The sequence below is a fragment of the Amycolatopsis echigonensis genome (assembly GCF_014174495.1).
In the GTDB taxonomy this organism is placed as follows: Bacteria; Actinomycetota; Actinomycetes; order Mycobacteriales; family Pseudonocardiaceae; genus Amycolatopsis; species Amycolatopsis echigonensis.
In genome coordinates this window covers 35,784-61,218 of record NZ_JACJHR010000003.1, presented here as the reverse complement: position 1 = coordinate 61,218, position 25,435 = coordinate 35,784, and the positions used below count along the sequence as shown (strand labels likewise).

The 25,435-nt window shown below is 71.0% G+C and carries 25 protein-coding genes; 10 read left to right on the top strand and 15 right to left on the bottom strand.

Annotated elements, in window-relative coordinates:
- The first annotated feature begins 35 nt into the window (after window positions 1-35).
- From H5411_RS03210 to H5411_RS03195, 4 genes are read left to right on the top strand one after another with little or no spacing between them, the layout of a single operon-like run.
- Entirely contained in the window at window positions 36-707 is a 672-nt protein-coding gene (locus H5411_RS03210; protein ID WP_009075614.1) for a response regulator transcription factor, read from the top strand.
- Entirely contained in the window at window positions 704-1,828 is a 1,125-nt protein-coding gene (locus H5411_RS03205; RefSeq protein WP_183122896.1) for a sensor histidine kinase, read from the top strand. The genes H5411_RS03210 and H5411_RS03205 overlap by 4 nt, the downstream gene beginning before the upstream one ends.
- Window positions 1,829-1,833: 5 nt before the next feature.
- Entirely contained in the window at window positions 1,834-2,037 is a 204-nt protein-coding gene (locus tag H5411_RS03200; RefSeq protein ID WP_246368700.1) for a type II toxin-antitoxin system prevent-host-death family antitoxin, read from the top strand.
- Window positions 2,015-2,245 (top strand): PIN domain-containing protein, encoded by a 231-nt coding sequence (locus H5411_RS03195; RefSeq protein WP_376772085.1) that lies wholly within the window; start codon window positions 2,015-2,017, stop codon window positions 2,243-2,245. The genes H5411_RS03200 and H5411_RS03195 overlap by 23 nt, the downstream gene beginning before the upstream one ends.
- Window positions 2,246-2,263: 18 nt before the next feature.
- On the opposite strand, the gene H5411_RS03190 is transcribed toward H5411_RS03195, so the two are convergent.
- The 3 genes from H5411_RS03190 to H5411_RS03180 form a co-directional block, all read right to left on the bottom strand.
- Window positions 2,264-3,865, bottom strand: coding sequence for a PHP domain-containing protein (locus H5411_RS03190; RefSeq protein WP_183122895.1), 1,602 nt, complete (start codon window positions 3,863-3,865; stop codon window positions 2,264-2,266).
- 140 nt (window positions 3,866-4,005) lie between these two features.
- Complete coding sequence (locus H5411_RS03185; RefSeq protein WP_183122894.1) at window positions 4,006-6,114, bottom strand: 3-hydroxyacyl-CoA dehydrogenase NAD-binding domain-containing protein; 2,109 nt, start codon at window positions 6,112-6,114, stop codon at window positions 4,006-4,008.
- Window positions 6,114-7,313: a thiolase family protein gene (locus tag H5411_RS03180; protein WP_101434657.1), complete on the bottom strand. Its 1,200-nt coding sequence runs from the start codon at window positions 7,311-7,313 to the stop codon at window positions 6,114-6,116. The genes H5411_RS03185 and H5411_RS03180 overlap by 1 nt, the downstream gene beginning before the upstream one ends.
- Before the next feature lie 206 nt (window positions 7,314-7,519).
- On the opposite strand from H5411_RS03180, the gene H5411_RS03175 reads away from it, so the two are divergent.
- The gene (locus tag H5411_RS03175) at window positions 7,520-8,584 is read left to right on the top strand and encodes a tetratricopeptide repeat protein (protein ID WP_101434656.1); all 1,065 of its coding nucleotides are present in this window, start codon (window positions 7,520-7,522) and stop codon (window positions 8,582-8,584) included.
- A gap of 36 nt (window positions 8,585-8,620) precedes the next feature.
- Here the strand turns inward: H5411_RS03175 and H5411_RS48825 are convergent, their stop codons facing one another.
- Both H5411_RS48825 and H5411_RS03165 read right to left on the bottom strand, forming a co-directional pair.
- Window positions 8,621-9,592 carry a 3-hydroxyacyl-CoA dehydrogenase NAD-binding domain-containing protein gene (locus tag H5411_RS48825; RefSeq protein WP_101434655.1) on the bottom strand — a complete coding sequence of 324 codons (972 nt, stop codon included), beginning with the start codon at window positions 9,590-9,592 and terminating at the stop codon, window positions 8,621-8,623.
- Window positions 9,589-10,701, bottom strand: a complete 1,113-nt coding sequence (locus tag H5411_RS03165) for an NAD/NADP-dependent octopine/nopaline dehydrogenase family protein (RefSeq protein WP_220816449.1) — start codon at window positions 10,699-10,701, stop codon at window positions 9,589-9,591. The genes H5411_RS48825 and H5411_RS03165 overlap by 4 nt, the downstream gene beginning before the upstream one ends.
- A gap of 305 nt (window positions 10,702-11,006) precedes the next feature.
- Between H5411_RS03165 and H5411_RS03160 the strand changes: the two genes are divergently transcribed.
- A complete protein-coding gene (locus H5411_RS03160; RefSeq protein WP_183122893.1) occupies window positions 11,007-11,771 on the top strand; it encodes an IclR family transcriptional regulator in 765 nt (254 codons plus the stop codon).
- A gap of 45 nt (window positions 11,772-11,816) precedes the next feature.
- On the opposite strand, the gene H5411_RS03155 is transcribed toward H5411_RS03160, so the two are convergent.
- From H5411_RS03155 to H5411_RS03145, 3 genes are all read right to left on the bottom strand, one after another.
- Complete coding sequence (locus H5411_RS03155) at window positions 11,817-13,088, bottom strand: ribonuclease D (RefSeq protein WP_183122892.1); 1,272 nt, start codon at window positions 13,086-13,088, stop codon at window positions 11,817-11,819.
- 71 nt (window positions 13,089-13,159) lie between these two features.
- Entirely contained in the window at window positions 13,160-13,876 is a 717-nt protein-coding gene (locus H5411_RS03150; protein ID WP_033291604.1) for a response regulator transcription factor, read from the bottom strand.
- 672 nt (window positions 13,877-14,548) lie between these two features.
- On the bottom strand, window positions 14,549-15,112 hold the full coding sequence (locus H5411_RS03145) for a DUF3000 domain-containing protein (RefSeq protein WP_167441842.1): 564 nt from the start codon (window positions 15,110-15,112) through the stop codon (window positions 14,549-14,551).
- 523 nt (window positions 15,113-15,635) lie between these two features.
- Between H5411_RS03145 and hemE the strand changes: the two genes are divergently transcribed.
- Genes hemE through H5411_RS03125 form a run of 4 tightly spaced genes read left to right on the top strand, consistent with a single transcriptional unit; the run spans window position 15,636 to window position 20,237 of the window.
- Complete coding sequence (gene hemE, locus H5411_RS03140; RefSeq protein ID WP_183122891.1) at window positions 15,636-16,718, top strand: uroporphyrinogen decarboxylase; 1,083 nt, start codon at window positions 15,636-15,638, stop codon at window positions 16,716-16,718.
- Window positions 16,715-18,124, top strand: a complete 1,410-nt coding sequence (hemG, locus tag H5411_RS03135) for a protoporphyrinogen oxidase (protein WP_183122890.1) — start codon at window positions 16,715-16,717, stop codon at window positions 18,122-18,124. Before hemE ends, hemG begins: the two co-directional genes overlap by 4 nt.
- A 46-nt stretch (window positions 18,125-18,170) precedes the next feature.
- Entirely contained in the window at window positions 18,171-18,863 is a 693-nt protein-coding gene (gene hemQ, locus H5411_RS03130) for a hydrogen peroxide-dependent heme synthase (protein WP_009075643.1), read from the top strand.
- A gap of 6 nt (window positions 18,864-18,869) precedes the next feature.
- The gene (locus H5411_RS03125) at window positions 18,870-20,237 is read left to right on the top strand and encodes a CoA transferase (protein WP_183122889.1); all 1,368 of its coding nucleotides are present in this window, start codon (window positions 18,870-18,872) and stop codon (window positions 20,235-20,237) included.
- A gap of 405 nt (window positions 20,238-20,642) precedes the next feature.
- Here H5411_RS03125 and H5411_RS03120 read toward each other — a convergent pair whose 3' ends face one another.
- From H5411_RS03120 to H5411_RS03090, 7 genes are all read right to left on the bottom strand, one after another.
- Window positions 20,643-20,969, bottom strand: coding sequence for a hypothetical protein (locus H5411_RS03120; protein ID WP_183122888.1), 327 nt, complete (start codon window positions 20,967-20,969; stop codon window positions 20,643-20,645).
- Window positions 20,966-21,769, bottom strand: coding sequence for an MbnB/TglH/ChrH family RiPP precursor modification enzyme (locus tag H5411_RS03115; protein ID WP_183122887.1), 804 nt, complete (start codon window positions 21,767-21,769; stop codon window positions 20,966-20,968). The genes H5411_RS03120 and H5411_RS03115 overlap by 4 nt, the downstream gene beginning before the upstream one ends.
- Window positions 21,762-22,595 carry a TIGR04222 domain-containing membrane protein gene (locus tag H5411_RS03110; RefSeq protein WP_183122886.1) on the bottom strand — a complete coding sequence of 278 codons (834 nt, stop codon included), beginning with the start codon at window positions 22,593-22,595 and terminating at the stop codon, window positions 21,762-21,764. Before H5411_RS03110 ends, H5411_RS03115 begins: the two co-directional genes overlap by 8 nt.
- A 39-nt stretch (window positions 22,596-22,634) precedes the next feature.
- Window positions 22,635-23,585 carry a TIGR04222 domain-containing membrane protein gene (locus tag H5411_RS03105; protein ID WP_183122885.1) on the bottom strand — a complete coding sequence of 317 codons (951 nt, stop codon included), beginning with the start codon at window positions 23,583-23,585 and terminating at the stop codon, window positions 22,635-22,637.
- A gap of 98 nt (window positions 23,586-23,683) precedes the next feature.
- The gene (locus H5411_RS03100) at window positions 23,684-24,526 is read right to left on the bottom strand and encodes a TIGR04222 domain-containing membrane protein (RefSeq protein ID WP_183122884.1); all 843 of its coding nucleotides are present in this window, start codon (window positions 24,524-24,526) and stop codon (window positions 23,684-23,686) included.
- Window positions 24,527-24,637: 111 nt separating this feature from the next.
- Complete coding sequence (gene msrB, locus H5411_RS03095) at window positions 24,638-25,066, bottom strand: peptide-methionine (R)-S-oxide reductase MsrB (protein WP_101434644.1); 429 nt, start codon at window positions 25,064-25,066, stop codon at window positions 24,638-24,640.
- A 19-nt stretch (window positions 25,067-25,085) separates the two neighbouring features.
- The gene (locus H5411_RS03090) at window positions 25,086-25,391 is read right to left on the bottom strand and encodes a hypothetical protein (RefSeq protein ID WP_101434643.1); all 306 of its coding nucleotides are present in this window, start codon (window positions 25,389-25,391) and stop codon (window positions 25,086-25,088) included.
- Window positions 25,392-25,435: the final 44 nt, after the last annotated feature.

Sequence of the window (25,435 nt, the reverse complement as noted above, 5' to 3'; positions counted from 1 at the left end):
CAGGTGCTCTCAGGAAACTATGGGATTGTGGTCTCGTGCGAGTTCTGGTAGTCGAAGACGAAGAGCCGTTGGCCGACGCGATCGCCCGCGGGCTGCGGCGGGAGGGCATGGCCGTCGACATCGCGCTCACGGGCGACGACGGGCACGAGAAGTCGTCCGTCACACGGTACGACGTGGTGCTGCTCGACCGCGACCTGCCCGGGATGTCCGGCGACGACCTGTGCCGCGAGATCGTGACGTCCGGCGAGCTGACGCGTGTGCTCATGCTCACCGCGAGCAGTTCGGTGTCCGACCGGGTGGACGGGCTGTCCCTCGGTGCGGACGACTATCTCGCCAAGCCGTTCGCTTTCCCCGAGCTGGTCGCGCGCGTACGGGCACTGGGCCGCCGCGCGACGCCCGCCGCGCCGCCGCTGCTCACCGCGGGCGACGTCGAGCTGGACCCGGCGAAGCGGACCGTGCGGCGCGCGAGCGGGCCGGTCGAGCTGACCCGCAAGGAGTTCGGTGTGCTCGAGGTGCTGCTGTCCGCCGGCGGGTCCGTGGTCAGCAGCGAAGAACTGCTCGAACGGGTCTGGGACGAGAACGCCGATCCGTTCACCACGACGGTCCGGGTCACCGTGATGACCTTGCGCAAGAAGCTCGGCGAACCGGGCATCATCGAGACCGTGGTCGGCTCGGGCTACCGGGTGTCGGTCGCCGGTTCCGAGTGAAGCTTCCCGGTGCCCGCAGCCTGCGGGTGCGCGTCACCGTCCTGGCGACCGTCCTGGTCGCCGCGGCGGGGTTGCTGCTGCTGTGGCTGGCCTGGACGCTCGTCGGCGACGCGGTCGACGCCGTGCCGCACATGCCGCCGGGCACGATCGTGCGGGTCGACGGCGTCGACGTGGACGCGTCCACGCTCGCGCAGCACCTGCGCACGCACGCGGTCACCCGGGTGCTGATCTTCGGCTCGCTGGCGTTCTTCTTCGTGGTCGCGGCGGCGGCGATCCTGGCCTGGACGTTCACCTCCCGGGTGCTGCGGCCGCTGCGCGAGATCACCGGGACCGCGCAACGGCTGTCGATCGAGTCGATGGGAGAGCGCATCGGCGAGATCCGCTCGCGCGACGAACTGGCCGAGCTGGCCCGGACGTTCGACGCCATGCTCGACCGGCTCCAGGACGCGTTCGATTCGCAGCGGCATTTCGTGGCCAACGCGAGTCACGAATTGCGCACGCCGCTGTCGGTGATCCGCACGGAATTGGACGTCACGCTGTCCGACGAACACGCCGACGAGGCCGAGTTCCGCCGGATGGCCGGGGTGGTCCTCGACGCGACGAACCGGGCGGGCCAGCTGGTGAATTCGTTGCTGCTGCTGGCGAGAACCGACGGGGCCGGGCTCGCGACGCGGGAACTGGTCGACCTGACGGTGCTCGTGGAACGCGCCTGGTCCGCGGTGCGAGGCGAGGCTGAACAACGGGGCCTGCGCGCGGATTTCTCGATGCAACCGTCGCCCGCGATCGGGGATCCGGCGTTGCTGGAACGGATTGCCGGGAACCTGGTCGAGAACGCGGTACGGCACAACGTCGACGGCGGCTGGATCGAGGTGTCGACCGAGCCGGGCGCGCAGTGGTCGACGCTGCGGGTGCGCTCTTCGGGCGGGTTGCTGGACCCGGCGGCGGTGCCGGAACTGTTCCAGCCGTTCCGCCGAGCAGGGGTGGCCCGGACGGCGCGTTCCGGTGCCGGGCTGGGATTGTCGATCGTGCGCGCGGCGGTGCAGGCACACGGCGGGACGGTGTCCGCGGAGCCGGTGGTCGGTGGCGGACTGGCGGTGACGGTGCGGTTGCCAGCCGCGTAGCACGCGTGACCCGCAACGGAAAACCGGTCGCCGACCTGGTGCCGCACCGCGCCCAGGAAGAACCGCGGCGAAACCGGACACTCGGCGAGATCCAGGAAACTTTCCGCGGGCTCCTGCCCATGGACAGCGCCGAATGGCGCCGCGAGCGAGAGGCCGACGACGCTGTCTTCGGCAAGGACGGCCTGGGTGAGCTCGGGGAAGAGCGGTGACAGTCCCGGCACGGCTGCCGCACTGGTCCGCCGGTTCGGGCGGGATCCTCGTCCCCGCCGCACGGACCTGCAGATCGCCGCGACGGCGGCCGTGCAGCGGTTCCCATTGCTGACCAGAAACCCGAAGGACTTCGTCGGGCTCGACCGGCTGCTCACTGTCGTCGGCGTCGGACTCCGGCCTGGCAGGCGCGGCCGGAACCGCGCCTGACCTGACTCTGAACTGTCCTCAGCGGACGTCGACGAACGTCGGATTCCCGTACAGCCAAAGGTCTTCGTACGGATTCGCCTGCCCGATCACGTCCATCGCCGGTTCGATCCCGCAAGCGACCTGCCGGTTCCCGTCCGTTCCGCGGACTCGCACGTAGAACTGCTCCCGCACATTGCGGAACGTGTGCTGAAAGGTCACCCGCCGACCGGCGTATCCGCGCGAAGGCGTGAACGACTCCACCACTCGCGTACCCGGCGCAGTCATCGTGTCGCGATCCGCCGCCGGGCCGGTGACCGGGCCCGCGATCACATCCAGCCGACCGAGCCGCGGCACCGAACCTGACCCGTTCGGCCGGTACGCGGTCACCGCCGACACGACGACCGTCACCGTCGAGCCGCGGCGCACGCGCAGTCGTCCGCCAAAGGTCGCGCAGTCACCATCGCCGTGGACGCCGACTTCCAGCTGCTGCACCAAACCGCCGTGAGACAGCCAGATCCGCCCCGCGCGCAGACCCTCCAGCACGCCCTCGAAACCCGGCCGCCGCACGCCGACCACGGTGCGGCTGAACTCGCCGGGGTAGAAATCCGCGTACGGCGCGGACAATTGCGGGACCCCGCTGTCGACCGGGTCCGGGTACTTGCCGGTCTGCTCGTACCAGCCGTCCGGCACCGCGGGCCGCACGAGCTGGTCGCCGCGGTTGTAGTGCGAGTCGGAGTTAGTAGTGATCCACCACGGTTTTCCTTCGGCCAGCAGGGAATCCCACAGGCCGCCGACCTTCGCGGTGGTCCAGTCCCAGCCGCCGAACGTGCGGTACGCCTCGGCCGGGAAGCCGGGCCACGAGTTCGCACCGGGGTTGTTGGCGTAACCGCCCCGCGCACCGCCATTGCCTTGCGGCTTCGGGAATCCGTCGGCCTGTGCGCCGGGCGCGCCTTCCATGCCGATCACGATTCCGGGCGCGGTGTCGCGGTAGTTGCGCAGTTCGTGCGGCGACACCCGGCCGTTGCGCAGCGGGTGGTTGATCAGCACGACCGGCGCGTGGATCCGACGCGTGCGTTCCTGTTCGGCGAGCCACCGCAAACCGTTGAGCGCCAACGCTTCGTGCTCCGGGCTGGAGGATTCGGAACCCGTCAGCCGCCAGTCGAAGCTGCGCTCGAACTCGCGCAGCACGCTCGCCTGCTCGCGCCCCGCCTGGAAGAACAGCGTCGCGTGCTCCGCGCCCGGCACGTTCCACTCCATGCCCTGCCACAGCAACAGATCCGGATGCCTCCGCTGCGCGGCAAGCACGTCACGGCTGGTCGGCTCCACCGACGACTTCTCGTGCGTCGCGTGCCCGTGATCAGTGAAGACGACCCACTTCGCGCCGTGCTCGCGCGCGCCGGCCGCGATCCGGTCGATGGTGTACATCGCGTCGTACGAATACTGGCTGTGCGTGTGGTGATCGCCGACGACCCACTGGTAGCGGCGGCCGAACAGCCAGTCGAGGTCCAGCCCCAGATCCAGGTCTGCCGCGTCGGCCTGGCCCGAAGCCAGCATCGGCGCCCCGGCCGCGACGGCACCGGCCAGCCCCGCGCGCTTGAAGAATCCGCGACGGCCGACGCCGTCCGGGTTCGTGCTGTTCATCCTGCTCCTGACCTGCTCGAAAGATTCGGCAGGACGCTATGGGGCAGCGGTGAACGGGTGGTGCCCGGAAGGTCACGAAGTGCTCGGTGTGTCCGGGTTCACGGCGGAGCCGCCCTGCGCGGGGCGGCTCCGCCGAGGCGTTACGCCGGAACCGAAGCGACGCCCTGGGAGAGGAACGGCTTGCCGTTGACCCGCTCCGAGACGCCCGACCGGTCGAGGTACGGCGTGATGCCGCCCAGCCAGAACGGCCAGCCGGCGCCGAGGATCAGGCACAGGTCGATGTCCTGGGCCTCCGCGACCACGCCCTCGTCGAGCATGATCCGGACCTCCTCGGCGATCGCGTTCAGCGCGCGGTCGCGGACCTGCTCGGCGGTCGAGGGCTGGTCGCCCTGCTTCCACAGTTCGGCGACCTCCGGGTCGACCGACGGCGTGCCGTTCGCGTCCCAGGTCCAGACGCCCTTCTTGCCCGCCTTCACGAACCTCTCGAGGTTCTCGCTCACGGTGAAGCGGTCCGGGAACGAGCCGTGCAGCGTCTCGCCGACGTGCAGCGCGATGGCCGGGCCGACGAGCTGCATCAGGTTCAGCGGCGACATCGGCAGGCCGAGCGGCTCGAGCGCGGAGTCGGCCACGTCGAACGGCGTGCCCTCGTCCACCGCGACCAGCACCTCGCCGAGGAAACGCAGCAGCAGCCGGTTCACGACGAACGCCGTCGCGTCCTTCACCAGCACGCTGGACTTCTTCAGCTGCTTGCCGACCGAGAACGCGGTCGCCAGCGTCGCGTCGTCGGTCTTCTCGCCGCGCACGATCTCCAGCAGCGGCAGCACGGCCACCGGGTTGAAGAAGTGGAAGCCGACCACGCGCTCCGGGTGCTGCAGCTTCGAGGCCATCGCGGTGATCGAGAGCGAGGACGTGTTCGTGGCCAGAATCGCCTCGGGCGAGACGTGCTGCTCCAGTTCGGCGAACACCTGCTGCTTCACGCCCAGCTCTTCGAAAACGGCCTCGATCACGAAGTCCGCGTCGGAGAACGCGGCCTTGTCGAGCGAGCCGGTGACGAGTGCCTTCAGCCGGTTCGCGCCGTCCGGCGAAACCCGCTTCTTGGCCAGCAGCTTGTCGATCTCCTCGTGGACGTAGCCCACGCCCTTGTCGACGCGCGCCTGGTCGACGTCGGTGAGCACCACCGGAACCTTCAGGCGGCGCACGAACAGCAGCGCCAGCTGGCTGGCCATGAGCCCCGCGCCGACGATGCCGACCTTGTTCACCTTGCGCGCCAACGACTTGTCCGGCGCACCGGCCGGCCGCTTGGCCCGCTTGTTGACCAGGTTGAACGAGTACAGCCCGGCTCGCAGCACGTCCGACATCAGCAGCTCGGCGAGCCCGTCGGTCTCCGCCGCGTAACCGCGGTCGAGATCGTTCTCCCGCGCCAGTTCCAGCAGTTCGACAGCCTTCGTCGCGCCCGGCGAGGCACCGTGGGTGCGACCGTCCACGATGGACTTGGCGCGCGCGATGGCCGCGTCCCACTCCGCGCCGCGGTCGATCTCCCGGCGAGCCGGGGTGATTTCGCCGTTGACGACCTTGGCCAGCCACAGCAGCGACTGCTCCAGGTAGTCCGCGGAACCGAAGACCTCGTCGACGATGCCGAGTTCGGCGGCCTTGCGCACGTTCAGCATCTTGTTCTGCGCCAGCGCGTTCTCGATGATCACGGTGACGGCGGCGTCCGGGCCGATCAGGTTCGGCAGCAGCTGCGTGCCGCCCCAGCCCGGGAACAGGCCGAGGAACACCTCGGGGAACGCGATCGCCGCGGTGTTCTCCGACAGCGTCCGGTAGTGGCAGGACAGCGCGAGCTCGAGCCCGCCGCCCATCACCGCGCCGTTGACGAACCCGAACGTCGGGATCTTCGACTCGGTGAGCCGCCGGAACACGTCGTGCCCGGTCTGCGCGATCTCCCGCGCCAGCTTCGGGTCCGACACCGCCTCGACGCCGGAAAGGTCCGCGCCGACGGCGAAGATGAACGGCTTGCCGGTGACCGCGATCGCGGCGGGCTCGGCGGCGAACGCCTCGTCCAGCGCGGTGTTCAGCGCGACGAGACCCTGCGGGCCGAAGGTGTTCGGCCGGGTGTGGTCGTGCCCGTTGTCCAAAGTGATCAGTGCGACCGGCTTGTCCAGCCCCGGCACCTTGACCAGGTTGGTGACCGCGTTGGTCACGACCTCGTCCGGGAACGCCGCCTTCGCCTCTTCAGCGGTGAAAGTCATTACTTCGCCCCCTCAGAGCCGTTGTATGCCGGGTTTTCCCAGATCACGGTGCCGCCCATGCCGATGCCGATGCACATCGTGGTGAGGCCGTAGCGCACGTCGGGGCGCTCGGCGAACTGGCGGGCCAGCTGCGTCATCAGCCGCACGCCGGACGAGGCCAGCGGGTGGCCGCACGCGATCGCGCCGCCCCACTGGTTGACCCGCGGGTCGTCGTCGGCGATGCCGAAGTGGTCGAGGAACGCGAGCACCTGCACCGCGAACGCCTCGTTGATCTCGAACAGGCCGATGTCCTCAATGGACAGACCGGTGCGCTGGAACAGCTTCTCGGTGGCCGGCACCGGGCCGATGCCCATCACCTCCGGCTCGACGCCGGCGAACGAGTAGCCGACCAGCCGCATCCCGATCGGCAGGCCCAGCTCGCGCGCGGTGTCCTCGTCGGCGAGGATCGCCGCGGTCGCGCCGTCGTTGAGACCGGCCGCGTTGCCCGCGGTGATCCGGCCGTGCGGACGGAACGGCGTCTTCAGCTTCGCCAGCTGCTCGACGGTCGTGCCCGGGCGGGGCGGCTCGTCCTCGGTCGCGAGGCCCCAGCCGAGTTCCTTGCTGCGGGTGGCGACGGGCACCAGCTCGGGGCCGATCTTGCCGGTCTTCACGGCCTCGGCGTAGCGCTCCTGGCTGCGCGCGGCGAACGCGTCCGTGCGCTCCTTCGTGATCTCCGGGAACCGGTCGTGCAGGTTCTCCGCGGTCTGGCCCATCACGAGCGCGGTCGGGTCGACCAGCTTGTCCGCGACGATCCGCGGGTTCGGGTCGACGCCCTCGCCCATCGGGTGGCGGCCCATGTGCTCGACGCCGCCGGCGATGGCGATGTCGTAGGCGCCGAAGCCGATGCCGCTCGCGGTGGTGGTCACCGCGGTCATCGCGCCCGCGCACATCCGGTCGATCGCGAAGCCCGGCACGGACTTCGGCAGCCCGGCGAGCAGCGCGGCGGTGCGGCCGATGGTCAGGCCCTGGTCGCCGGTCTGCGTCGTCGCGGCGATCGCCACCTCGTCCACGCGCTCGGGCGGCAGCTCCGGATGCCGCCGCAGCAGCTCGCGGATGGCGTTGACGACGAGGTCGTCCGCCCGGGTCCCGGCGTACATGCCCTTGTCGCCCGCCTTGCCGAAGGGCGTGCGTACCCCTTCGACGAAGACGACATTGCGCACCCCTCGCGCGGCGGGCGCGAGCGGCGGCGTAGCTGGTGCGGCCACGAATGCTCCTGAAGTCGAGAGTGTTCCTGTCCCGCACCCTAGCCCTTGTTACCGGTGGGTAACCAGGGGAGTGGCCCAGTCGAGTGGGGGACGGCACACTCCCGGGGAGCTGCCGGACGGCTGAAGGAGGACTGAACCGCTGGCCAGGGCAGACTGTCCAGGTGAGATTCCTCCGCCCGAAGCCAGAGCCCGCTGACGAGGTCGCCGCGCTGCGGGCCGCCCTCGCGAAGGCGCGCAACCCGAACAGCGTGCCGAACCTGCGCCGGCGGTTCCTGCTGGGTCAATTGCTGGTCAAGAACGAGGACTGGTCGGCGGCGGAGCGGCATTACGCGGACCTCGTGCCCGCGTTGACCGAAACCTTCGGTCCGCGCGGGCCGGAGACCCTTGCCGCGTGGGCGAATCTGGCGCACTGCCAGACCTCGCAGGGCCGTCCGGCGGAAGCGATCCCGCTGCTGGAACGGACCGCGGAGCTGTTCGAGGAAACGTGGGGCGCGCGCCAGCCCGCGACGTTCAAGACCCAGCTGTTCCTCGCGGAAGCCTACGGCGTGGCGGCGCAGTACGAAGACGCGCTGGCCGTGGTGGACGCGCACGTCGACTACTGCGCGGCCGAACTCGGCCCGGCACACTCGCTGACGAAAGCCGGACGCCGCCGGAAGATCACCATGCTGCGCACGCTGACCCGCTATGAGGCGGTCGGACAACTGCTGGCGGACGAGGATTCGCTCTGTGCGACCGACGAGCAACGAGACGCGATCCGCGGACTCCGTTTGGTCGTGCAAGCCGAAACCGGAGATCCGGAGCCGGCGATCGCACCGATGCGCGAACTGTTCGGGAAGCGGCCAGAGCTGGCGGAGTCCCTGGCGGCCGTGCTCCTGAAAGCAGGGCAAGCCTCCGAGGCAGCCGTCCTGCTCCGCCAGGTCCTGGCCGAGGCACGAGGCCGAGGCGCGCTGGTCGTCCGCAGCACGCTCGCGCGTGCCTGCGTAGAGAGCGGCGAGCTGGACGAAGCCGAGCACTGTGCGCGAACCGTGCTGGCCGCCGGTGCTTGGCCGGCAGGACATCCGATCGTGCTCGGCCTCCGCGCGACGCTGGCCCGGGCCGCCGCCCGACGGGGCGACCGGGTGAGTGCCGCCGCGGAGCTGGAGTCCGTGGTCGCCGGGCTTGCCGCAGTCTTCGGCGACACTCATCCGCTCACTGTCCAGGCAGCCGGATGGCTTGAGGAGTGCTGACGGCCGCGGGCCCGAACCCGCGGCCGCCGCCGAGGATCACTCCTCCGAACCGTCCTCCGGGCGCACCGGAACCGGTGTCCCGTCTCGCAAATGCGGTTCGCGCAGCCGGAAGATCTCCTCGAACTCCCGTATCCGCGCCGCCCGGTAATCCGGCACTCCGGCCGGGTCGAAGCGGTAGAACCCGGTCCCGTCCTGGAGGCCTCGCCGCTGGCCGGTCATGTTCTCCTCGACGATCGCGGGCGCCTGGAACCGTTCGCCGAGTTCGCCGGTCAGGTAGCGCGAGGCGTAGTACAGGATGTCGCCGCCGCCCCAGTCGATGAATTCCAGCGGCCCCAGCACCGAAAACCGCGGCCCGAGCCCGGCGCGGACCGCGAGGTCGATCTCGGCGGCTCCGGCCACCCCTTCCTCGACCATCCGCGCGGCCTCGTTCATCAGCAGCGCCTGCAGCCGCGGCACGATGTACCCGGCGGCAGGTCCGCACACCACCGGCACCTTGCCGATTTCGCGCAGCAGCTCCACGAGCCGGTCGACCGCGGCCGGATCGGTGCCGTCGCTCCGGCTGACCTCGACCAGCGGCATCAATTCGGCCGGGTTGAGCCAGTGCGCGTTGACGACCCGCTCCGGCCGGTCGGCGAGCTCCGCGATCTGCGTGACCAGAAAGGTCGACGTCGTCGAGGCCAGCACCGCCGACTCCGGCACCTGCGAGCCGAGCCAGCCGAACACCTCGCGTTTGATCTCCATGACCTCCGGCACGGCCTCGAACACCACGGTCGCGTCGGCGAGTTCCTTCGCCGAACGGTCGCCCAGCGTCAGGCTTTCCAGCGCGTCCGCGTGGCCGGACATCGCGCGCAGCCGGTCGGCGAGGCGCTTGCGGACCTCGTCGCGCCGGAGCTGGCGTTCCTCCTCGGTGCGGTCCTTGACGTCCGCGAGCAGTACCGGATGTCCCGCCGCGAGGAAGGCCAGCGCGATGCCCTCGCCCATCCTCCCGGCGCCGACGATGGCGATCACGACTGGACTCCGTCCCGCAGCAGTTCGGTCAGACCGGCCCGGTCGAGATCCGCCAGTCCGAGGTTCTCGAACGTCCGGCCCTCGGCGTAGAAATCGCGGCCGGTGACGGCGGAACCGAGAGCCAGCAGACCCGCCGCGACCGGCGTCGGCACGCCGGCCCAGCGGCCCGCGGACACCAGCAGCGACAGGCCGAGCCGTGTGTCTTCCACCATGTAGCGGTGCGTGTGGAGGTCGATCTTCTCGCGCCAGTCGCCGCTGTCGGTGAGCCGCTCGTGCGCCGCCCGGCCGTACATCCATTCCTCGCCGTCAGTCGCGTAGTGGTCGGCCAGCGGGAAGTGCGGCGCGCCGTAGCCGAACGCTTCGCGCAGCGCGACCCGCTCGGCGTCGAGCGCGTCGGTGACCCGGCGGATCGACGGCTGCGTACCCTCGTTGTGGATGTCCCAGGCGGCGAAATGCTCCAGCGGACCGGCGTTCATCGTGATCAGCGGCGGATGGATGATCGGGCCCGCGTTCATCAGCGCGCCGCTGAGCCCGTCGCCCGCGTCCTCGATGCTCGGGTAGGCCTCGCGCAGGGTTGTGAACGCGCTTTCCGCCAGCCGCAGCGGGAAAACCCCGGTCGGCAGACGCGTCGCGTACCCGCTGATCACCACTTCCGCGTCACCGTGCCGACGCGCGAGATAAGGCAGCGTCCCGGCTTCGGCGAAGGCGATCTCCGAGCTTCCGCCCGCCGCGGCGACGGCCTTCGCGAACACCATCGAACCGAACGTGCCCGGCGGCAGGAGAACCACTTGGCCCTCGGTCAGCAGCGGTGCGAGCCGGGGAGCCAGGTCGTCGTGCGTGGTCGACGGCAGCGGGATCACGATCAGGGCCGCGCCGCGCACCGCTTCGGCGAGGTCCGTCACCGGGTTGATCTTCCCCGTGCCGTCGCCCACCGGCACCGAGCGGGAACCCCGGTAATCCCGGACCTCCACCGCTCCGGCTGCGCGCACCGCTTCCAGTGCCTCGGCGTTCCGCCGCCACCAGCGCACTTCGTGGCCGTGCTCGGCGAGTTCCGCCACCGTGGCCCAGGAACCGTGCCCGCCCCCGAGCACCGCGATCTTCACTTTCATGTGCTCCTGTCTAGTGTTTCTCTACTGTCCCGCCGACCGCACCTTCTCACGGGTCGCCAAGGCCGGTCTCGGCCCACAGCCGATCTCGCTGCTCGCGCAACCCGGGCGATCGTCTCGATCGCCGGGCCCGGATCGCGCTGCCTGCGAGGAAATCCGAACCCCCGGTGCCCATGCACGGCGAGCGTCACTCCCGCTCCGAGCCCGAGACCCGACCCCGCCCCGGTGATCACCACTGACTCGCTCGGCCGACCCACGCCCGCAGTGTCGCTTGCGCCGCGGCCCGGCCTCAATCAGACTTCCGCCACATGGAAGCCAGGCCCACCTCGGCGGCGCGGCTGCTGTCGGTGCTGGACTGCTTCAGCGCCCAGACACCGGTGCGGTCCCTGACCGAAATCGCCCAGGCGGCGGGTCTCCCGTTGAGCACGGCGCACCGGCTGGTCGGCGAACTGGCCGAGTGGGGCGCGCTGACCCGCGACGAACACGGCGGCTACCATCTCGGCCTGAAACTGTGGGAACTGGGCTCGCTGTCGCTGGCCCGGGCGTCGATGCGCGAAATCGCCCTGCCGTATCTGGGCGACCTATTCGATGCGACCGGTGAAAACGTGCATCTGGCCGTCCTGGACGGAACGGACGTCGTGTTCCTGGCCCGGCTGGCCGGACACCGCTCGGTCGAAATCCTGACCACGACCGGCAGCCGCCTGCCCGCGACCACCACCGCCACCGGCCGGGTCCTGCTCGCGCACGCCGCTGCGGACGTCCGCGAATCCGCGCTGACCAGCCCGATCGCGGCGGAAACCCAGCACACCACGACCGACCCGGAGACCCTGCGCGCCGAACTCGCTGACATCGCGCGCGCCGGATACTGCGTCGCCGACCGCCAGCTCGCTGACGACGCGGTCGCCGTCGCCGCCCCGATCCGCGACGCGTCCGCCCGGGTCGCCGCCGCGGTCGCGGTCGTGGGCCGCCGGGAGACAACGTCAGTGGCCCACCTGGTGCCCGCGGTGGTCACTACGGCGACTGGCGTGGCGCGCTCGCTCGGATATCGCCGACCGACCCGTCGCCGCGTCTGACCCTGGTCTCCACCTCACCTAGAGGTCTGAACCATCCGAAGCAGGTCAGGAAGCCGTGCTGGCCAACGCTTTGCTCAACGCCGCCGCCGTCAGCTCCACCTGCCACGGCCGCGCCCCGCCTGCTCGCAGCGCTTCCGCGACCGAGTCCTCCGAGAGGTCGGCCGGCGGTCGCCAGCAGGTGCGCCGGACGAGGTCCGGCAGCAGGAGGTTCTCCACCGGCAGCTTGCGGTCCTCGGCGATCGTGGCCAGCGCGGCACGCGCGGCGGTGAGCCGGGCAGCGGCGTCGGGGTCCTTGTCCGCCCAGCGGTTCACCGGCGGAGGGCCGTCGGAAGGCTGGTTCGGGCTCGGCAGCTCGCTCGCAGGCAGTGCTTTGGCCGCCTGCAGGTGCCGCAGCCAGCTGGCGGTGTACTTGCGCTGCACGCGTCCGCTGAACACCGGCAGCTTCTGCAGTTCCTCGACTGTCTTCGGGTCCGAGGTCACCGCGTTGACGATCGCGCTGTCGGGCAGGATCCGGCTCGGCGCGCGGTCGCGCTTGCGGGCCAGTTCGTCGCGTGCCTGCCACATTTCCCGCACCGCGGCGAGGCCGCGCGGGCTGCGGATCTTGTGCACTCCGGAGGTCCGGCGCCACGGTTCGGCGCGCGGCGCGGGCGGGGGAGCGGTGCGGACGGCCTCGAACTCCTGCTGCGCCCACTCCAGCTTGCCCTGCGCCGCCAGCTCGGCTTCGAGCTTCGCGCGCAGTTCATTGAGCAACTCGACGTCGAGCGCGGCGTAGTTGAGCCAGTCGACCGGCAGCGGACGTTTCGACCAGTCCGCGGCGCTGTGCCCCTTTTCGAGCGTGTACCCGAGCAGCAGCTCGACGAGCGTGCCCAGCGCCACGCGTTCGTATCCGGCCAGCCGTCCGGCCAGCTCGGTGTCGAACAGCGACCGCGGGTGCAGGCCCAGTTCCGCGAGGCACGGCAGGTCCTGGGACGCGGCGTGCAGCACCCATTCGGTGTCGTTGAGGACGTCCCGCAGCGGGGCGAGGTCGTCGGCGAGCGCGATCGGGTCGATCAGCACCGTGCCGGAGCCTTCGCGGCGCAGCTGGACGAGATAGGCCTTGGGCCAGTACCGGTAGCCCGACGCCCGTTCGGTGTCGACGGCGACGGCGCCCGTGCCCTCGGCGAGCCGCGCGCACGCCTCGGCGAGCGCGTCGGGATCGGCCACGACCGGCGGGGTGCCTTCCGCTGGTTCCCGGAGCAGCACCGGCGTTCGGGAGGCCCCGGAGGTGTCGGTGGTCTCGTCTCCGGTCCGGGCTCCGTCCGCCTGTGCAGTTCCCATGTCCGACGACCCTACGGGACGGGCGGACCGCGCCTGGTCCGCCCGCCCCGCGGGGACGTGGTTCGTCGTCGTCAGCGGATCACGCCGGCTCGCATCGCCAGCGCGACCATCTGAGCCCGGTCGCCCGTGCCGAGCTTGCGCCCGATGCGGGACAGGTGGGACTTGACGGTGAGCGCGGAGAGGGAAAGCTCCTCCCCGATCTCCTTGTTCGACTGCCCGTCCGCGACGAGCTGGAGCACCTCCACCTCGCGAGCCGACAGCTCGCGCGGCGTGTTGTCGGTGCCCGCCACTCGCGTGCCAGTCGCCAGGACCGGGGCCACGCTCGGGTCGGCGTAGACGCCGCCTTCGAGAACCCGGCGCACGCCGTCGGTGACGACCACCGGCGATGCCGATTTCAGCAGGTACGCCTGAGCGCCGGCCTGGAACGCGGAACGCACCGCGTACGGGTCGTCGGAGGATGCCAGGACCACCACGCGCGGCCAGCCGTGGCTACGGAGTTCCGTAACCAGTTCGATGCCGCTGCCGTCCGGCAGTCCGAGATCGAGGATCGCCAGGTCGCACGGGCCGGTGGCCTGTGCTCGCGCCCTCGCCTCGGCCACCGTGGCGGCCTCGTGGACAGTGCCCGCACCCATCTGTGCGAGTCGTGCTGCGATTGCCTCCCTCAACAGCGGGTGGTCATCGACCACCAACACGGAAAAAAGTTCTTCCCGCGGGTGCGGAACCATGCTCGCCGGCAAAGCACCGGCTGGCGTGGATCGGACGGCCTGAGATAAGCCGACGGTAGCCACGTCACTACCTCCCTGGAGTCGGTCGTGCCCCCCGACCGGCACCGGGACCTTCGGCCGTTCAGCCGCGCCAGCTTTAGACCGAAAGTGGTGTCGTCCCAGGCACTGTAGCCGTCCGGACGCCGTTGCGGGGGGATCGAATGGGTATCTATCCGAAACAGTTCGTCACTCAGCGAGTTCGTTGTAACACGATCGGACTAAGGATCGGAGTCTTGTTAACGACTGACGACCGGGCCGCGATGCACCAGAGTTATCGGTATCGAAACGGGCGTGCAGATGGCCCGTGCACCTGCGGGTGCTGCCGGAGCCGGGCCGCCGCGCCGTCGACGCGGACCCGGAAATGCGCCTCGGCCGGGGCAAGATCATTTTCTTTCATGTTTTGCCGCGCGCACCTTCCCGGCGTCGGACGTCCGTCGGAGGCGTCCGAAAGGGCCCTGGAACGGCGTCGGAGCTGGTTACCGGGGGTTCACTGGCTGTGATCGCGCCCGGCCACGAACGTGCGGCATCCGGAGCAGCGGGTGCCGCGGTCCACGATGGACGGTCGGCGGCGGACGCCCGGAAGCGCCCTCGAAGATCTCCGCGGAGCGCTCCGGGGGCCCGGATCCGCCCGCGAAGGCGCGTTCGTGCGCGTGCAAGCGCCCCGAAGGCGCTGCCCGACCGGGTGAACTTAGGAAATCAGGAGCTCTGCCGCTGCTCGAACAGCGTGACGCCCACCGGAGGCAACCCCACGACGCTCGCCATCACCTGGCAGAACGCGAGCCCGTGCGGGCCGAGCGCGGCGTCGGTGGGGGTCCAGGACGCCCGCAGTTCGAGGTCGTCGGTGCGGGCCGGGCCGGAGATGTCGCCGAACCGGGCCGAGGACGTCTCGGTGACCGTGCCCCCGAGCGCCTTCCACGACGCGCCGGAGGCCTCCAGCGCGTCGGTGAGCCACGACCAGCCGACCGCGGGCAGGAACGGGTCGGTGGCCAGTTCGCGGTCGAGCTCGGCTCGCACGTACATGACCAGCCGCAGCACACCGTCCCAGCCTTCTTGGCCGTCCGGGTCGTGCAGCAGCACCAGCCTGCCGGACGCCAGCACGTCGGCCGGTCCGGAGACGTCGCAGCTCAACGCGTAGGACCACGGCGCGAGCCGCTGCGGCGCGCGCATCGTCTCCAGGCGGATCTCCGGGCGCGGCCGGACGGCTTGCAGCGCCGCGACGGCTTCGCGGAAGAGATCGGGCACTGGCGTCATCGCGGTCACGCACCGACTGTAGGGCGGCGACGCCCCGTTGCGGACGCAGGCGCGCCGAGCGAGACCCACCCGCGACCCGCGGAACGGCTTCGGCCGCCTTTGGCATGCGCCCCGCCCTCCGCGCGCTCCGCCCGCGCGCACCCGCTCCGGCTCGCGCTCCGTCCGTTGGGCATCCCGTCCGCCGGGTACTCAACCCCCTCGCGCTTGGCCTCCTCGCCTCGCACGTGGCCTTTCGCCTCTTGCCCGCCGCACCTTCGAACTCGCCGCGGCTGTCCCGTTCCCTCGGGCCTTGGCCTCCCCGCCCCGTGCGCGCCGCCCGTCGCGTCCGCCGCCGTGCTGTTCCGACATGCTGGCCACCCTGTCTCTACCCGCCCCAACGCCGTATCCGGCGCAGCACGCAACGAATCCGGCATGGCGACCTGCTGGACAATGCCGAATCCGCAGCGAAGCGCGCAGGATGCCGACGCCGCGGATCCGGGGCCGGGCTCGTTGGGCACGGGGCGGCCCGGGACTGTCGGACCCGCGTGGGACCATGGGGTTCGTGCCTCAGGTTTCGTCCGCGCCCGCCGGCGCTCCGTCCGTTTCGCCCCGTCGCGCCCTGCCCGGCTCGGCTTTCCTCGCCGCCGCGCGCGGGGAGCGGCCCACGCGCGTCCCGGTGTGGTTCATGCGCCAGGCCGGTCGTTCGCTGCCGGAGTACCGCGCGCTGCGCGAGGGCGTGCCGATGCTCGACGCGTGCTTCGACCCGGAGATGCTCGCCGAGATCACGATGCAGCCGGTCCGCAGGCTCGGCGTCGACGCGGCGATCCTGTTCAGCGACATCGTCGTCCCGCTCAAGGCGGCGGGCGTCGACATCGACATCGTGCCCGGCACCGGCCCCGTCGTGGCCTCGCCGGTGCGCGACGCCGCCGCGGTGCGCGCGCTGCCGAAGCTGGAACCGGAGCAGGTCGGGCAGGTCGGGCAGGGTGTCCGGCTGCTGGTGGAGCGGCTCGGCGAGACGCCGCTGATCGGGTTCGCCGGCGCGCCGTTCACACTGGCCAGCTACCTGATCGAGGGCGGCCCGAGCCGCAACCACGAGCACACCAAGGCCTTGATGCACTCGCAGCCCGAGGTCTGGCACGACCTCGCCGCGCGCCTCGCCGACATCGCCGCCACGTTCCTGCGCGCCCAGCTCGAGGCGGGCGTCGACGCGGTGCAGCTGTTCGACTCGTGGGCCGGTGCGCTGTCCGAGCGCGACTACCGCGAGTTCGTGCTGCCGCATTCGAGCCGGGTGCTGGCCGTGGCCGGGGAGTACGGCGTGCCGCGGATCCACTTCGGCGTCGGCACCGGCGAGCTGCTCGGCGCGATGCGCGAGGCGGGCGCGGACGTGGTCGGCGTCGACTGGCGGATCCCGCTCGACGTCGCGGTCCAGCGGCTCGGCGGCGACGTGGCGGTGCAGGGCAACCTCGATCCGGCGCTGCTGTACGCGTCGTGGCCGGTCCTGGAGGCCGAGGTGCGCCGGATCGTCGAAGAGGGCCGCGCCGCTCGCGGGCACGTGTTCAACCTCGGCCACGGCGTGCTGCCGAGCGTCGACCCGGAGGTGCTGAAGCGGGTCGTCGACCTGGTGCACTCGCTGTGAAGCACGTCGCGGTCGTCGGCGGCGGGATCTCCGGGCTGGCCGCGGCGTACCGGTTGCGCCGGCTGCTCGGGGACCGGGCGCGGATCACCGTTTTCGAGAGCACGGCCGCGATCGGCGGGAAGCTGCGCACGGCGGAGGTCGGCGGCGTCAGCTACGACGTCGGAGCCGAAGCGTTCCTCGCGCGGCGGCCCGAGATGATTTCGCTGGTCGAGGAGGTCGGCCTCGCGGATCGCCTGGTGCATCCGACGAAGGCGCGCGCCAAAATCCACGCCGGCGGTTCGGTGCAAAGCTTGCCGCCCGGCACCGTGATGGGAGTCCCGGCGTCCGCGGACTCGGTCGCGGGTGTGCTGTCCGAAGACGGGCGGCGCGCGGTCGAGAAGGAGCGCTCGCTCGGCCCGGTCGACCTTGGCGACGGCGATGTGCCGCTCGGTCCGTTGCTGCGCACGCGGTTCGGAGACGAGCTGGTGGACCGGCTGGTCGACCCGCTGCTGGGCGGCGTGTACGCGGGCGGTGCCGACGGCCTCGGCCTCCGCGCGACGATGCCCGGCCTGGCCAACGCGATCGAGGGCGGCGCGGGTTCGCTCACCGAGGCCGCGTCGTCGCTCCTTCCGAAAACGCCGGGCACCGCACCGGTTTTCGGCAGCCTCACCGGTGGCCTGCGGGGATTGCTCGACCGGTTGCTCGAGCTGTCCGGAGCCGAGCTGCGTACTTCGTCGACGGTCCGCGCGCTGACGAGGACACCGTCCGGCTGGCGTCTCGAGTTCGGGGCTGCCGCGCCAGCGCACGCACCTGCCGACAGCCCGGTCGACGCGGACGCGGTCCTGCTCGCGGTGCCCGCGCCGGCCGCCCGGAAACTGCTCGACGGCGTGGTCCCGGTGGCTTCGACGGCGTTCGGCGAGGTCGAACTGGCGTCGATGGCGGTCGTCGCGTTCGCGTTCCCGCCAGGCACTGAGCTGCCCGACGCGTCCGGAATCCTCATCGGCGCGGGGGAGCGGGACGCGGAAGGCGTGCCGTACGCGTCCAAGGCCTTCACGTTTTCGTCAAACAAGTGGGCTCACCTTGGCGAAGCCGGACCGGTGCTGGTGCGCGGTTCGGTCGGCCGGTTCGGCGAGCCCGGCGCGCTGAACGGCGACGACGATTCGCTGGTCACGGCGGTCCGCTCGGATCTGGCCCGGCTCGCCGGCGTCACCGCGGAGCCGATCGACACCCTGGTGACGCGTTGGGGCGGCGGCCTCCCGCAGTACGGCACCGGGCACCTGGAGCGGGTGACGCGGATCGAGACGGCAGTGTCGGAGATCCCGGGCCTGGCTGTGGCGGGCGCCACGCTGCACGGCGTCGGGCTGCCCGCGTGCGTGGCCACGGCCGACGCTGCTGCTCGGCGGATCGCGGAGCAGCTCTTCGTGTGACGGAGCCCCATGGCGATCGCCGGGCGGACAGTGCCAGGATGGAGTCATGGCGCGGCTGAATTACAACGAACTCAACGACACGATCCGCTACACCACGTGGTCGGTCTTCCGGATCGAACCGGGGAAGTTGGGGGAGGACCGCGGCGCCGCGGGCCGTGAGACGGCCGAGTACCTCGACGGGCTCGAGGCCAAGGGCGTCGTCGTCCGGGGCGTGTACGACGTGTCCGGCCTCCGTGCCGACGCGGACTACATGATCTGGTGGCACGCCGAGGAGATCGAGCAGGTCCAGGCCGCCTACACCGGGTTCCGGCGCACGCCGCTCGGCCGCGCGTCCACGCCGGTCTGGAGCCAGACCGCGCTGCACCGGCCCGCCGAGTTCAACAAGAGCCACGTGCCCGCGTTCCTGGCCGGCGAGGAGGCGCGGAAGTACGTCTGCGTCTACCCGTTCGTCCGGTCCTACGACTGGTATCTGCTTCCGGACGAGGAACGCCGCAAGATGCTGGCCGACCACGGCAAGGAGGCGCGGGACTACCCGGACGTGCGCGCCAACACCGTCGCGTCGTTCGCGCTCGGCGACTACGAGTGGATCCTCGCCTTCGAAGCCGACGAGCTGCACCGGATCGTCGACCTGATGCGCCACCTGCGCAACACCGAGGCCCGTCGCCACGTGCGCGTCGAAATCCCGTTCTACACCGGCACGAAGGTGCCGCCCGCCGAACTCGTCGCGGCTCTGCCGTAACCGCCGGTGCAGGACGTACTCGCCGGGGCCTGGCAGTCGCTCGCCGGGGAACCGTTGCCCGCCGTGTCCCTGACCGGCGACGAATCCGTGTTGCCCGGACATTTCCGGGTGCCCGCGATGGCGAGCGCCAGCATCGCTGCGGCCACCCTGTCCGCCGGTGAACTGCTGCGGTTGCGCGGCATCGACCCGGGCACGGTGTCGGTCGACACCCGGCACGCCGCAGCCGCGTTCCGCAGCGAGCAGTTGTTGCGCATCGACGGCGAGCCCGGCCCGAGCCCGTGGGGCCGCATCGCGGGCGACTACCGCGCCGCCGACGGCTGGATCAAGCTGCACTGCAACACCACCCGGCATGAGGCGGCGGTCTGCTGGGCGCTCGGCGTCCCGGCGACCCGTGAAGCGGTCACCAAGGCCGTGGCCGGGAAATCCGTGGCCGAGGTCGAATCCGCCGTGGTGACCGCGGGCGGCGCGGCAGCGTTGATGCGCTCGCGCGAGGACTGGCTGGCGCACCCGCAAGGCCAGGCAGTCGCGGAACTGCCGCTGGTGGAGCTGAACCGCATCGGGGACGCGCCGAAGCGCACCCTGTTCGACTCGGACCGTCCGATGGGCGGCGTCCGCGTGCTGGAGCTGACGCACGTGCTCGCCGGACCCGTCGCGGGTCGCGTGCTGGCCGCGCACGGCGCGAACGTGCTGCACGTCGGTGCCGCGCACCTGCCGCGAATCCCGGTGCTGACCATGGACACTGGTCAGGGCAAGCGCTCGGCGTTCATCGCGCTCGACACCGAAGGCGGCCGCGCGAAGCTGAAGAAGCTCATCGCCCGCGCGGACGTCCTGCTCCAGACGTTCCGTCCCGGCGCACTCGCCCGGATCGGCTTCGGCCCGGAACAACTCGCCGAACTACGGCCCGGCCTCGTGGTAGCGGACGTGTCGGCCTACGGCTGGACCGGCCCGTGGGCCCGCCGCCGCGGGTTCGACAGCCTCGTGCAGATGTCGTCCGGCATCGCCGAGGAGTACGCCACGGATGCACCGGTTCCGCTGCCCGCGCAAGCGCTGGACCACGCCACCGGCTGGCTGACCGCCGCCGCCATCATGACGGCGATCCGCCGCACCGTCACCGACGGCGGCACCTGGCATGCCCGGCTTTCCCTTGCGGGCACCGGACGGTGGCTGGATTCCTTGGGCCGCAAGGACCCGGAACCGTCCGAAGTGGACTACACGGACCTCCTGGAGACGGTCGACAGCGACTTCGGCCGGATGACCCGCGTGCGGATGGCCGGAGACCTGCCGGGCGCGCCGCCGCACTGGGACCACCCGACGCACCAGCCCGGCGCGGACACGGCGGTGTGGTCGCCGGTCGTGCCCCAGCCGGTTTCGTAGGCGTCGCCAGGGCTGTGGGGTGGCCGCGCTGGTCGTGCGGATACCCACGGGCTGGGCTGGGCTGGGCTCGCGGGAGCCGTCAGGGCGGGAGTGCCGCGCCGGTCTCGTGTGGTCTCGCCAGTCAGATGAGCACTGTCGGCTTCGCGAGTGCGGCCAGTATCGCCAGTCAGGCGAGTGCTGCCCGTTTCGCGAGTGCTGCGGGTCTCGTGTGGTGTCGCCAGCCAGATGAGCGCTATGGGTCTCGCGAGCGCTGCGCCGGTCTCGCGAGTGCCGCGGGTCTCGTGTGGGCACCATCCAGTCCGGTGAGTCAGCCAGTTCCTGCGCCCCGGCCCGTACGTGATAACTCCCGCCGTAACCGGGCATGTCGTCAGCGTAGCCAGCACCACCGACAAAAACCGGACAGGCTCAGCGCCGGAACCACCTGCGGCGAGGTTTGGGCAGGTCACCGCGGGCGACGAGCCACTCCGCGAATGCGTCGGCATACTCGCGTGCCCGGATCGAAGTCGTCTTCGGACACTCCGCCGCGTACGCATCGAACAACGGCCGGTACCGCGAGCCCAACGTCTCAGGAAGGTCCGGCCGCAGGTATGCCACCAGCCGCCGCCGCTTCGAGAGCAGCACGTCCGCCTCGACGCGCAACCGTGACGCATCGAACCCGGACGGCGCCTCGGCCCCAGTCAACAGGCTGTCCAGCAACGCAGCCTGCCGAGCCGCCAGTTCTTCCCGGCTCACAGCGTCACCGCGGTCCGCAGCGCGACCAGTTCGGCAGCGAGTTCGGAATCGGTGGGGTAGTCGTCGTCGCGCTCCAGGAGAACGCCGGGCGGATCGGTGCGCCGACGCAGTTCGGCGAGCAGATCCAGCACCTCGGGCAGCACCGGATGCGCGTGCGTGTCGTGATAAACGCCGTCGCGCTCCACGCCGCCCGCCATGTGCACGTACGCGAGCCGTTCCCACGGAATCCCGTCCAGGAACGCCACGGGATCGGTGCCCACGTTGCGCGCGTTCGCGTACAGATTCGCGACGTCGACGATCAACAGGCAGCCGGTCCGTTCGGTCAGCTCGGTGAGGAATTGTTCCTCGGCCAGCTCGCTTTCCGGCCACTCGAGCAGCGCCGCGATGTTCTCCAGCGCCAACGGGACGTCCACAATGGACTGTGCCAGCCGGACGTTGTCCACCAGGACGTCCAGCGCCTCGTGCGTGCGCGGCAGCGGCATCAGATGCCCGGAGTCGAGCCCGCCCGCGCGGACGAAGCACACGTGGTCGCTGGCCAGCGGCGCGTCGAGGACCCTCGCCAGTTCGGCCAGGTGCTCCACCCTCGCGGTGTCCAGCGGCTCGGCCCCGCCCAGCGACAGCGACACCGCGTGCGGCAGCACCGGCATCCCGCGATCCTTCAGTGCCAGCAGGCTTTCCGGCAGATGCGGGGCGTGCAGGTTCTCCGCGACTACCTCGACCCAGTCGACGCCCGGCAGCCGCGCGATCGACAGGTCCAGTTCCGGCCGCCAGCCGATGCCGATTCCCAGCCGGTCAGCCACCGCACCCGCCTCCGCCTCCGCATCCACCGCCGCCACCGCCACAGGACGATCCGCCGCCGGACGACGTTCCCGCGCCGCTCTTCAACGCCAAGCTTGTCGCATGGTCCGGGTACTGTGCGAACCCGCCCAGCGCGACCAGCGAAGCAGCACCGACCAGCAGCGCACTGGCCTGCGCCCGTTGTGCCACGGGGTCCGTCCGCACCGCGGCGACCATCGCGCGCCCGGCCTTGGTCAGCTGGACTTTCGGCCGCTTTCGGCTGGCCACCGTGAGTACCGCGAGAAGCGCAGTGACCACCAGCAGCACGTTCAACCCCGCAGTCGGCCGGTGCAGCGCAGAGCCGTTCGCCGAGCGCACCAACCCGACCACGAACAGCGCGGCATACACCAAAAACACTCCCATCGCGAAGCGAGCGGAGGCGACCGCGACCAGGCCGCGCTGGCGCAGTTCGTTCCCGATGCCGCGTACCGGAGCGGAGACCGCTTCCGCCGCGCGCAGCCGGGCGGTCGTCTGGGGCCGGTTTTGCACTGCCGTGTAGACCGCCTGCTCAACCGGCCCGGTCGGCGATCCGGAGACAGCGGTGAGCTGACCCCGGGTGTCGACCCGCAGCAGCCCGCGCTCCAGCAATGCCGCGATCGCCGTGTCAACCGCGCGGTGGTGGCCGCCAGCGAGGTAGGCGAGCTGGTAGACGTCGAGCGGCCGGTGTACGTCCGCAGGCGCTCTCGGTCCGATTCGCGGCCAAACCAGCTGCACCGCCAGCGTCAAGGCCAGCGCGGATCCGTAGATCGCCAGGAACTGCGGGCCGGAGATTCCCCACGGTTCATGCACGACGTCTCCTTCCTCAGTCCGGGTGACTAACGCCCCCGGTTATCCGCCGCAGCCGCCTCCGCCGCCGCAACTGCTGCCTCCGCCGCACGAAGACCCGCTGCTGCACGAGGAACCACCGCCGCACGACGACCCGCCGCTCGAACCGCCGCCCCCGGCCCAGGTGCTCCCGCCGCCGCTGAGCAGCGCCGTGCTCATCTCCTCGTCCGGGTACAGAGCGATCCCGCCGAGCGCTACCGCCGCCGCGGCCCCGACGAGCAACGCTCCACCGCCGTTCCGGTTCGTCGCGGCGAACTCCTCAGGCCGTTCCTCAGCAGCTTTCGCGTCTTCTCGGGCCCGCGCCACAATTGAGCGGCCCGCGTCGGTCGGACGGGACGTCTTTGAGCCCTTTCGTGCTGTGTAAGCGATCAATGTCAGGTTCCCGGCCACGAAGAGCAGTCCGACCAGGCCGCCGATCGGCCGGCCCAGCTGTGCTCCGTTGACCGCGCGGACGATGCCGATCAGCAGCAGCGCCGCGTACGCGACCACAATGCCGACGCGGAAGCCGTCCAGTCCGTCGCCAGCAGCGAGCAGCCCACGCCGTTCGAGGTCCTCGCGGATCTTGTCTGCTTCCGGCCGGACCGACGGCGACTTGCGCACCATGGCGACAGTCGACGTGCCGCCCTGAGCGGCGTCGTGCACCACTCGCTCCAGCCCCTTGCGCGCCGGTCGCTTGCCGATCGCGCTCAGCTTGCCCTTGCTGCTCACCCGCAGCAGTTCCTGTTCCAGCAGCGTCGCGATCGCGGTGTCGATCGCGCGGTCCGCACCGCCGGCCAGGTAGGCGAGCTGGTAGACGTCCGGCTGCACCAGCGGCGCCTCGACGGTGGCGGGCGCGTTTCGCTGCCGGGACCGCGCGATGGCCGGCCAGCTCAGCTGCACGAGCAGCACGACGGCCAGCGCCAGACCGTAGATCAGCAGGAATTGCGGGCCCGAAATGCCCCACGGTTCGTCCACGGCTTCCCCCTCTTCTCAGCGTTAGCGGAACCCTAACCGGCCGGTCGACGGCGGCTGTCGGCAGAACTGACGCAGCTGATGTCCGGTTAGTTCCCGGTTCAGCTGTTCCCGCCGCCGCGGCCGGACCCGCACCTCGCCCCGGCGGCCCAGTACCCCGCTGCTCCGGCGGACCCGCCCGCGACGCCGGTGCCCGCGACGGCCGCCCGCGCCTGTCGGGTCGCCGGGAGTCCGCGGAGCAGCGCGACCCGCAGCTCGCGATCCGGATGGTTCGAAAGCCCACCGACCGCGACACTTCCCGCCAGACCGCTGATCAGGCTCTGGTCCGGCCACGCGGCTTCAGCTGCTTTGCGTCCGGCGTCGGTCGGCCGGATCCGCCGCGCAGCCCGGCGACGGGACAGCGCGGCGACCACGAACCATCCCGGCAGCAGCACCGAAATCAGCACATAACCGTTCAGCCCGCCGACGAACGCCGCCGCTCCGGCCGCCGCCAGCACCGCTTCTCCGATCGCGGTCCACTTCCACGCCCTCTGCAGTGCCTGGCCGTCAACGAGCAGGCCGCGCTTGGTGAGGTCCTCGACTAGTTCGCGGACCGTGTCGCCCCCGACGAGACCGCGCAGAACGGTCGCGATCCCGGCGCCCGTCCCGGTCAGCTCGGCGGCTTCCCGGCTCAGCGCGTCAGACGGTTGGGTCGGCGTGCGGTACAGCCGTCCCGCGGAGTCCGCGCGCAGCTGCTCTCGTTCCAGCATCGAGGCGACCGTCGTTTCGGCGACGCGGATCGGGCCGTTCGTCAACAACGCGACCTGAGCCGCGGACGTCAGCCGGGTTTCGGGATGCCTGCCCTGGTGCAGCCGGGCGGCCGTCCGCCGTCCGAACCACCAGCAGACCAGCGCCGGCACCAGGATCAGCGCGGCAGGCATCGCGCGTTCGAACGTCCACTCCATCACGGACCCCCTCCGGATGAAGAGTCCACGCTACCCGCCCGCCCGGGGTTGCCGCCGGACGAAAAACCGCCCTCCCCGGGACGGGAAGGGCGGTTTCCGGGGACCCGGGCGTCAGTCGCCCGATTCCGGGACGAGCTTCAGGGAAATCGAGTTGATGCAGTACCGCTGGTCCGTCGGGGTCGGGTAGCCCTCGCCCTCGAACACGTGCCCGAGGTGGCTGTGGCACGAGGCGCACAGCACCTCGATGCGCCGCATGCCCATGGTGCGGTCCTCGCGCAGCAGCACCGCGTCGGAGTCCGCCGGGTCGTAGAACGACGGCCAGCCGCAGTGGCTTTCGAACTTCGTGTCGCTGCGGAACAGCTCCGCGCCGCAAGCCCGGCACTCGTACACGCCGGTGGTCTTGGTGTCGGTGTACTCGCCGGTGAACGGCCGTTCGGTGCCGGCTTGCCGGAGCACCGCGTACTCCTCGGGGGCCAGCTGCTCCCGCCATTCCTGGTCGGACTTCACCACGCGCGGAGTGGTGCCGACGACGGGTTTCATACCTTTCACCCTTCCCACGTTACCTGGAGAGAAAAGCGACCGTGTGCAGCGCGATGTCCCAGGCCGTGACCAGCAGCCCGAGCACGATCAGCACCGCGACCAGCGCGGACACCCAGTAGCGGAGCCCGCCGGTGCGGCTGCTGGACTCAGCGAAGTCGGCGACCTGGTCCAAGCACGCCTCGACGGTGAAAGTGGGCCCGGTGCGCTCCATCCGGTCGAGATGGGCGGCGAACGCGCGGGCCTCCGGGTCGTACGGATCGAGCCCGACCAGATCCTCGTGAAACCGAGGATTCCAGCCCGGCGGCAGAGCTCCGTTCTCGGCCATGCCTCAACGGTAGGCTATTCGGCCTGCCGTACCCACCTCTGCGG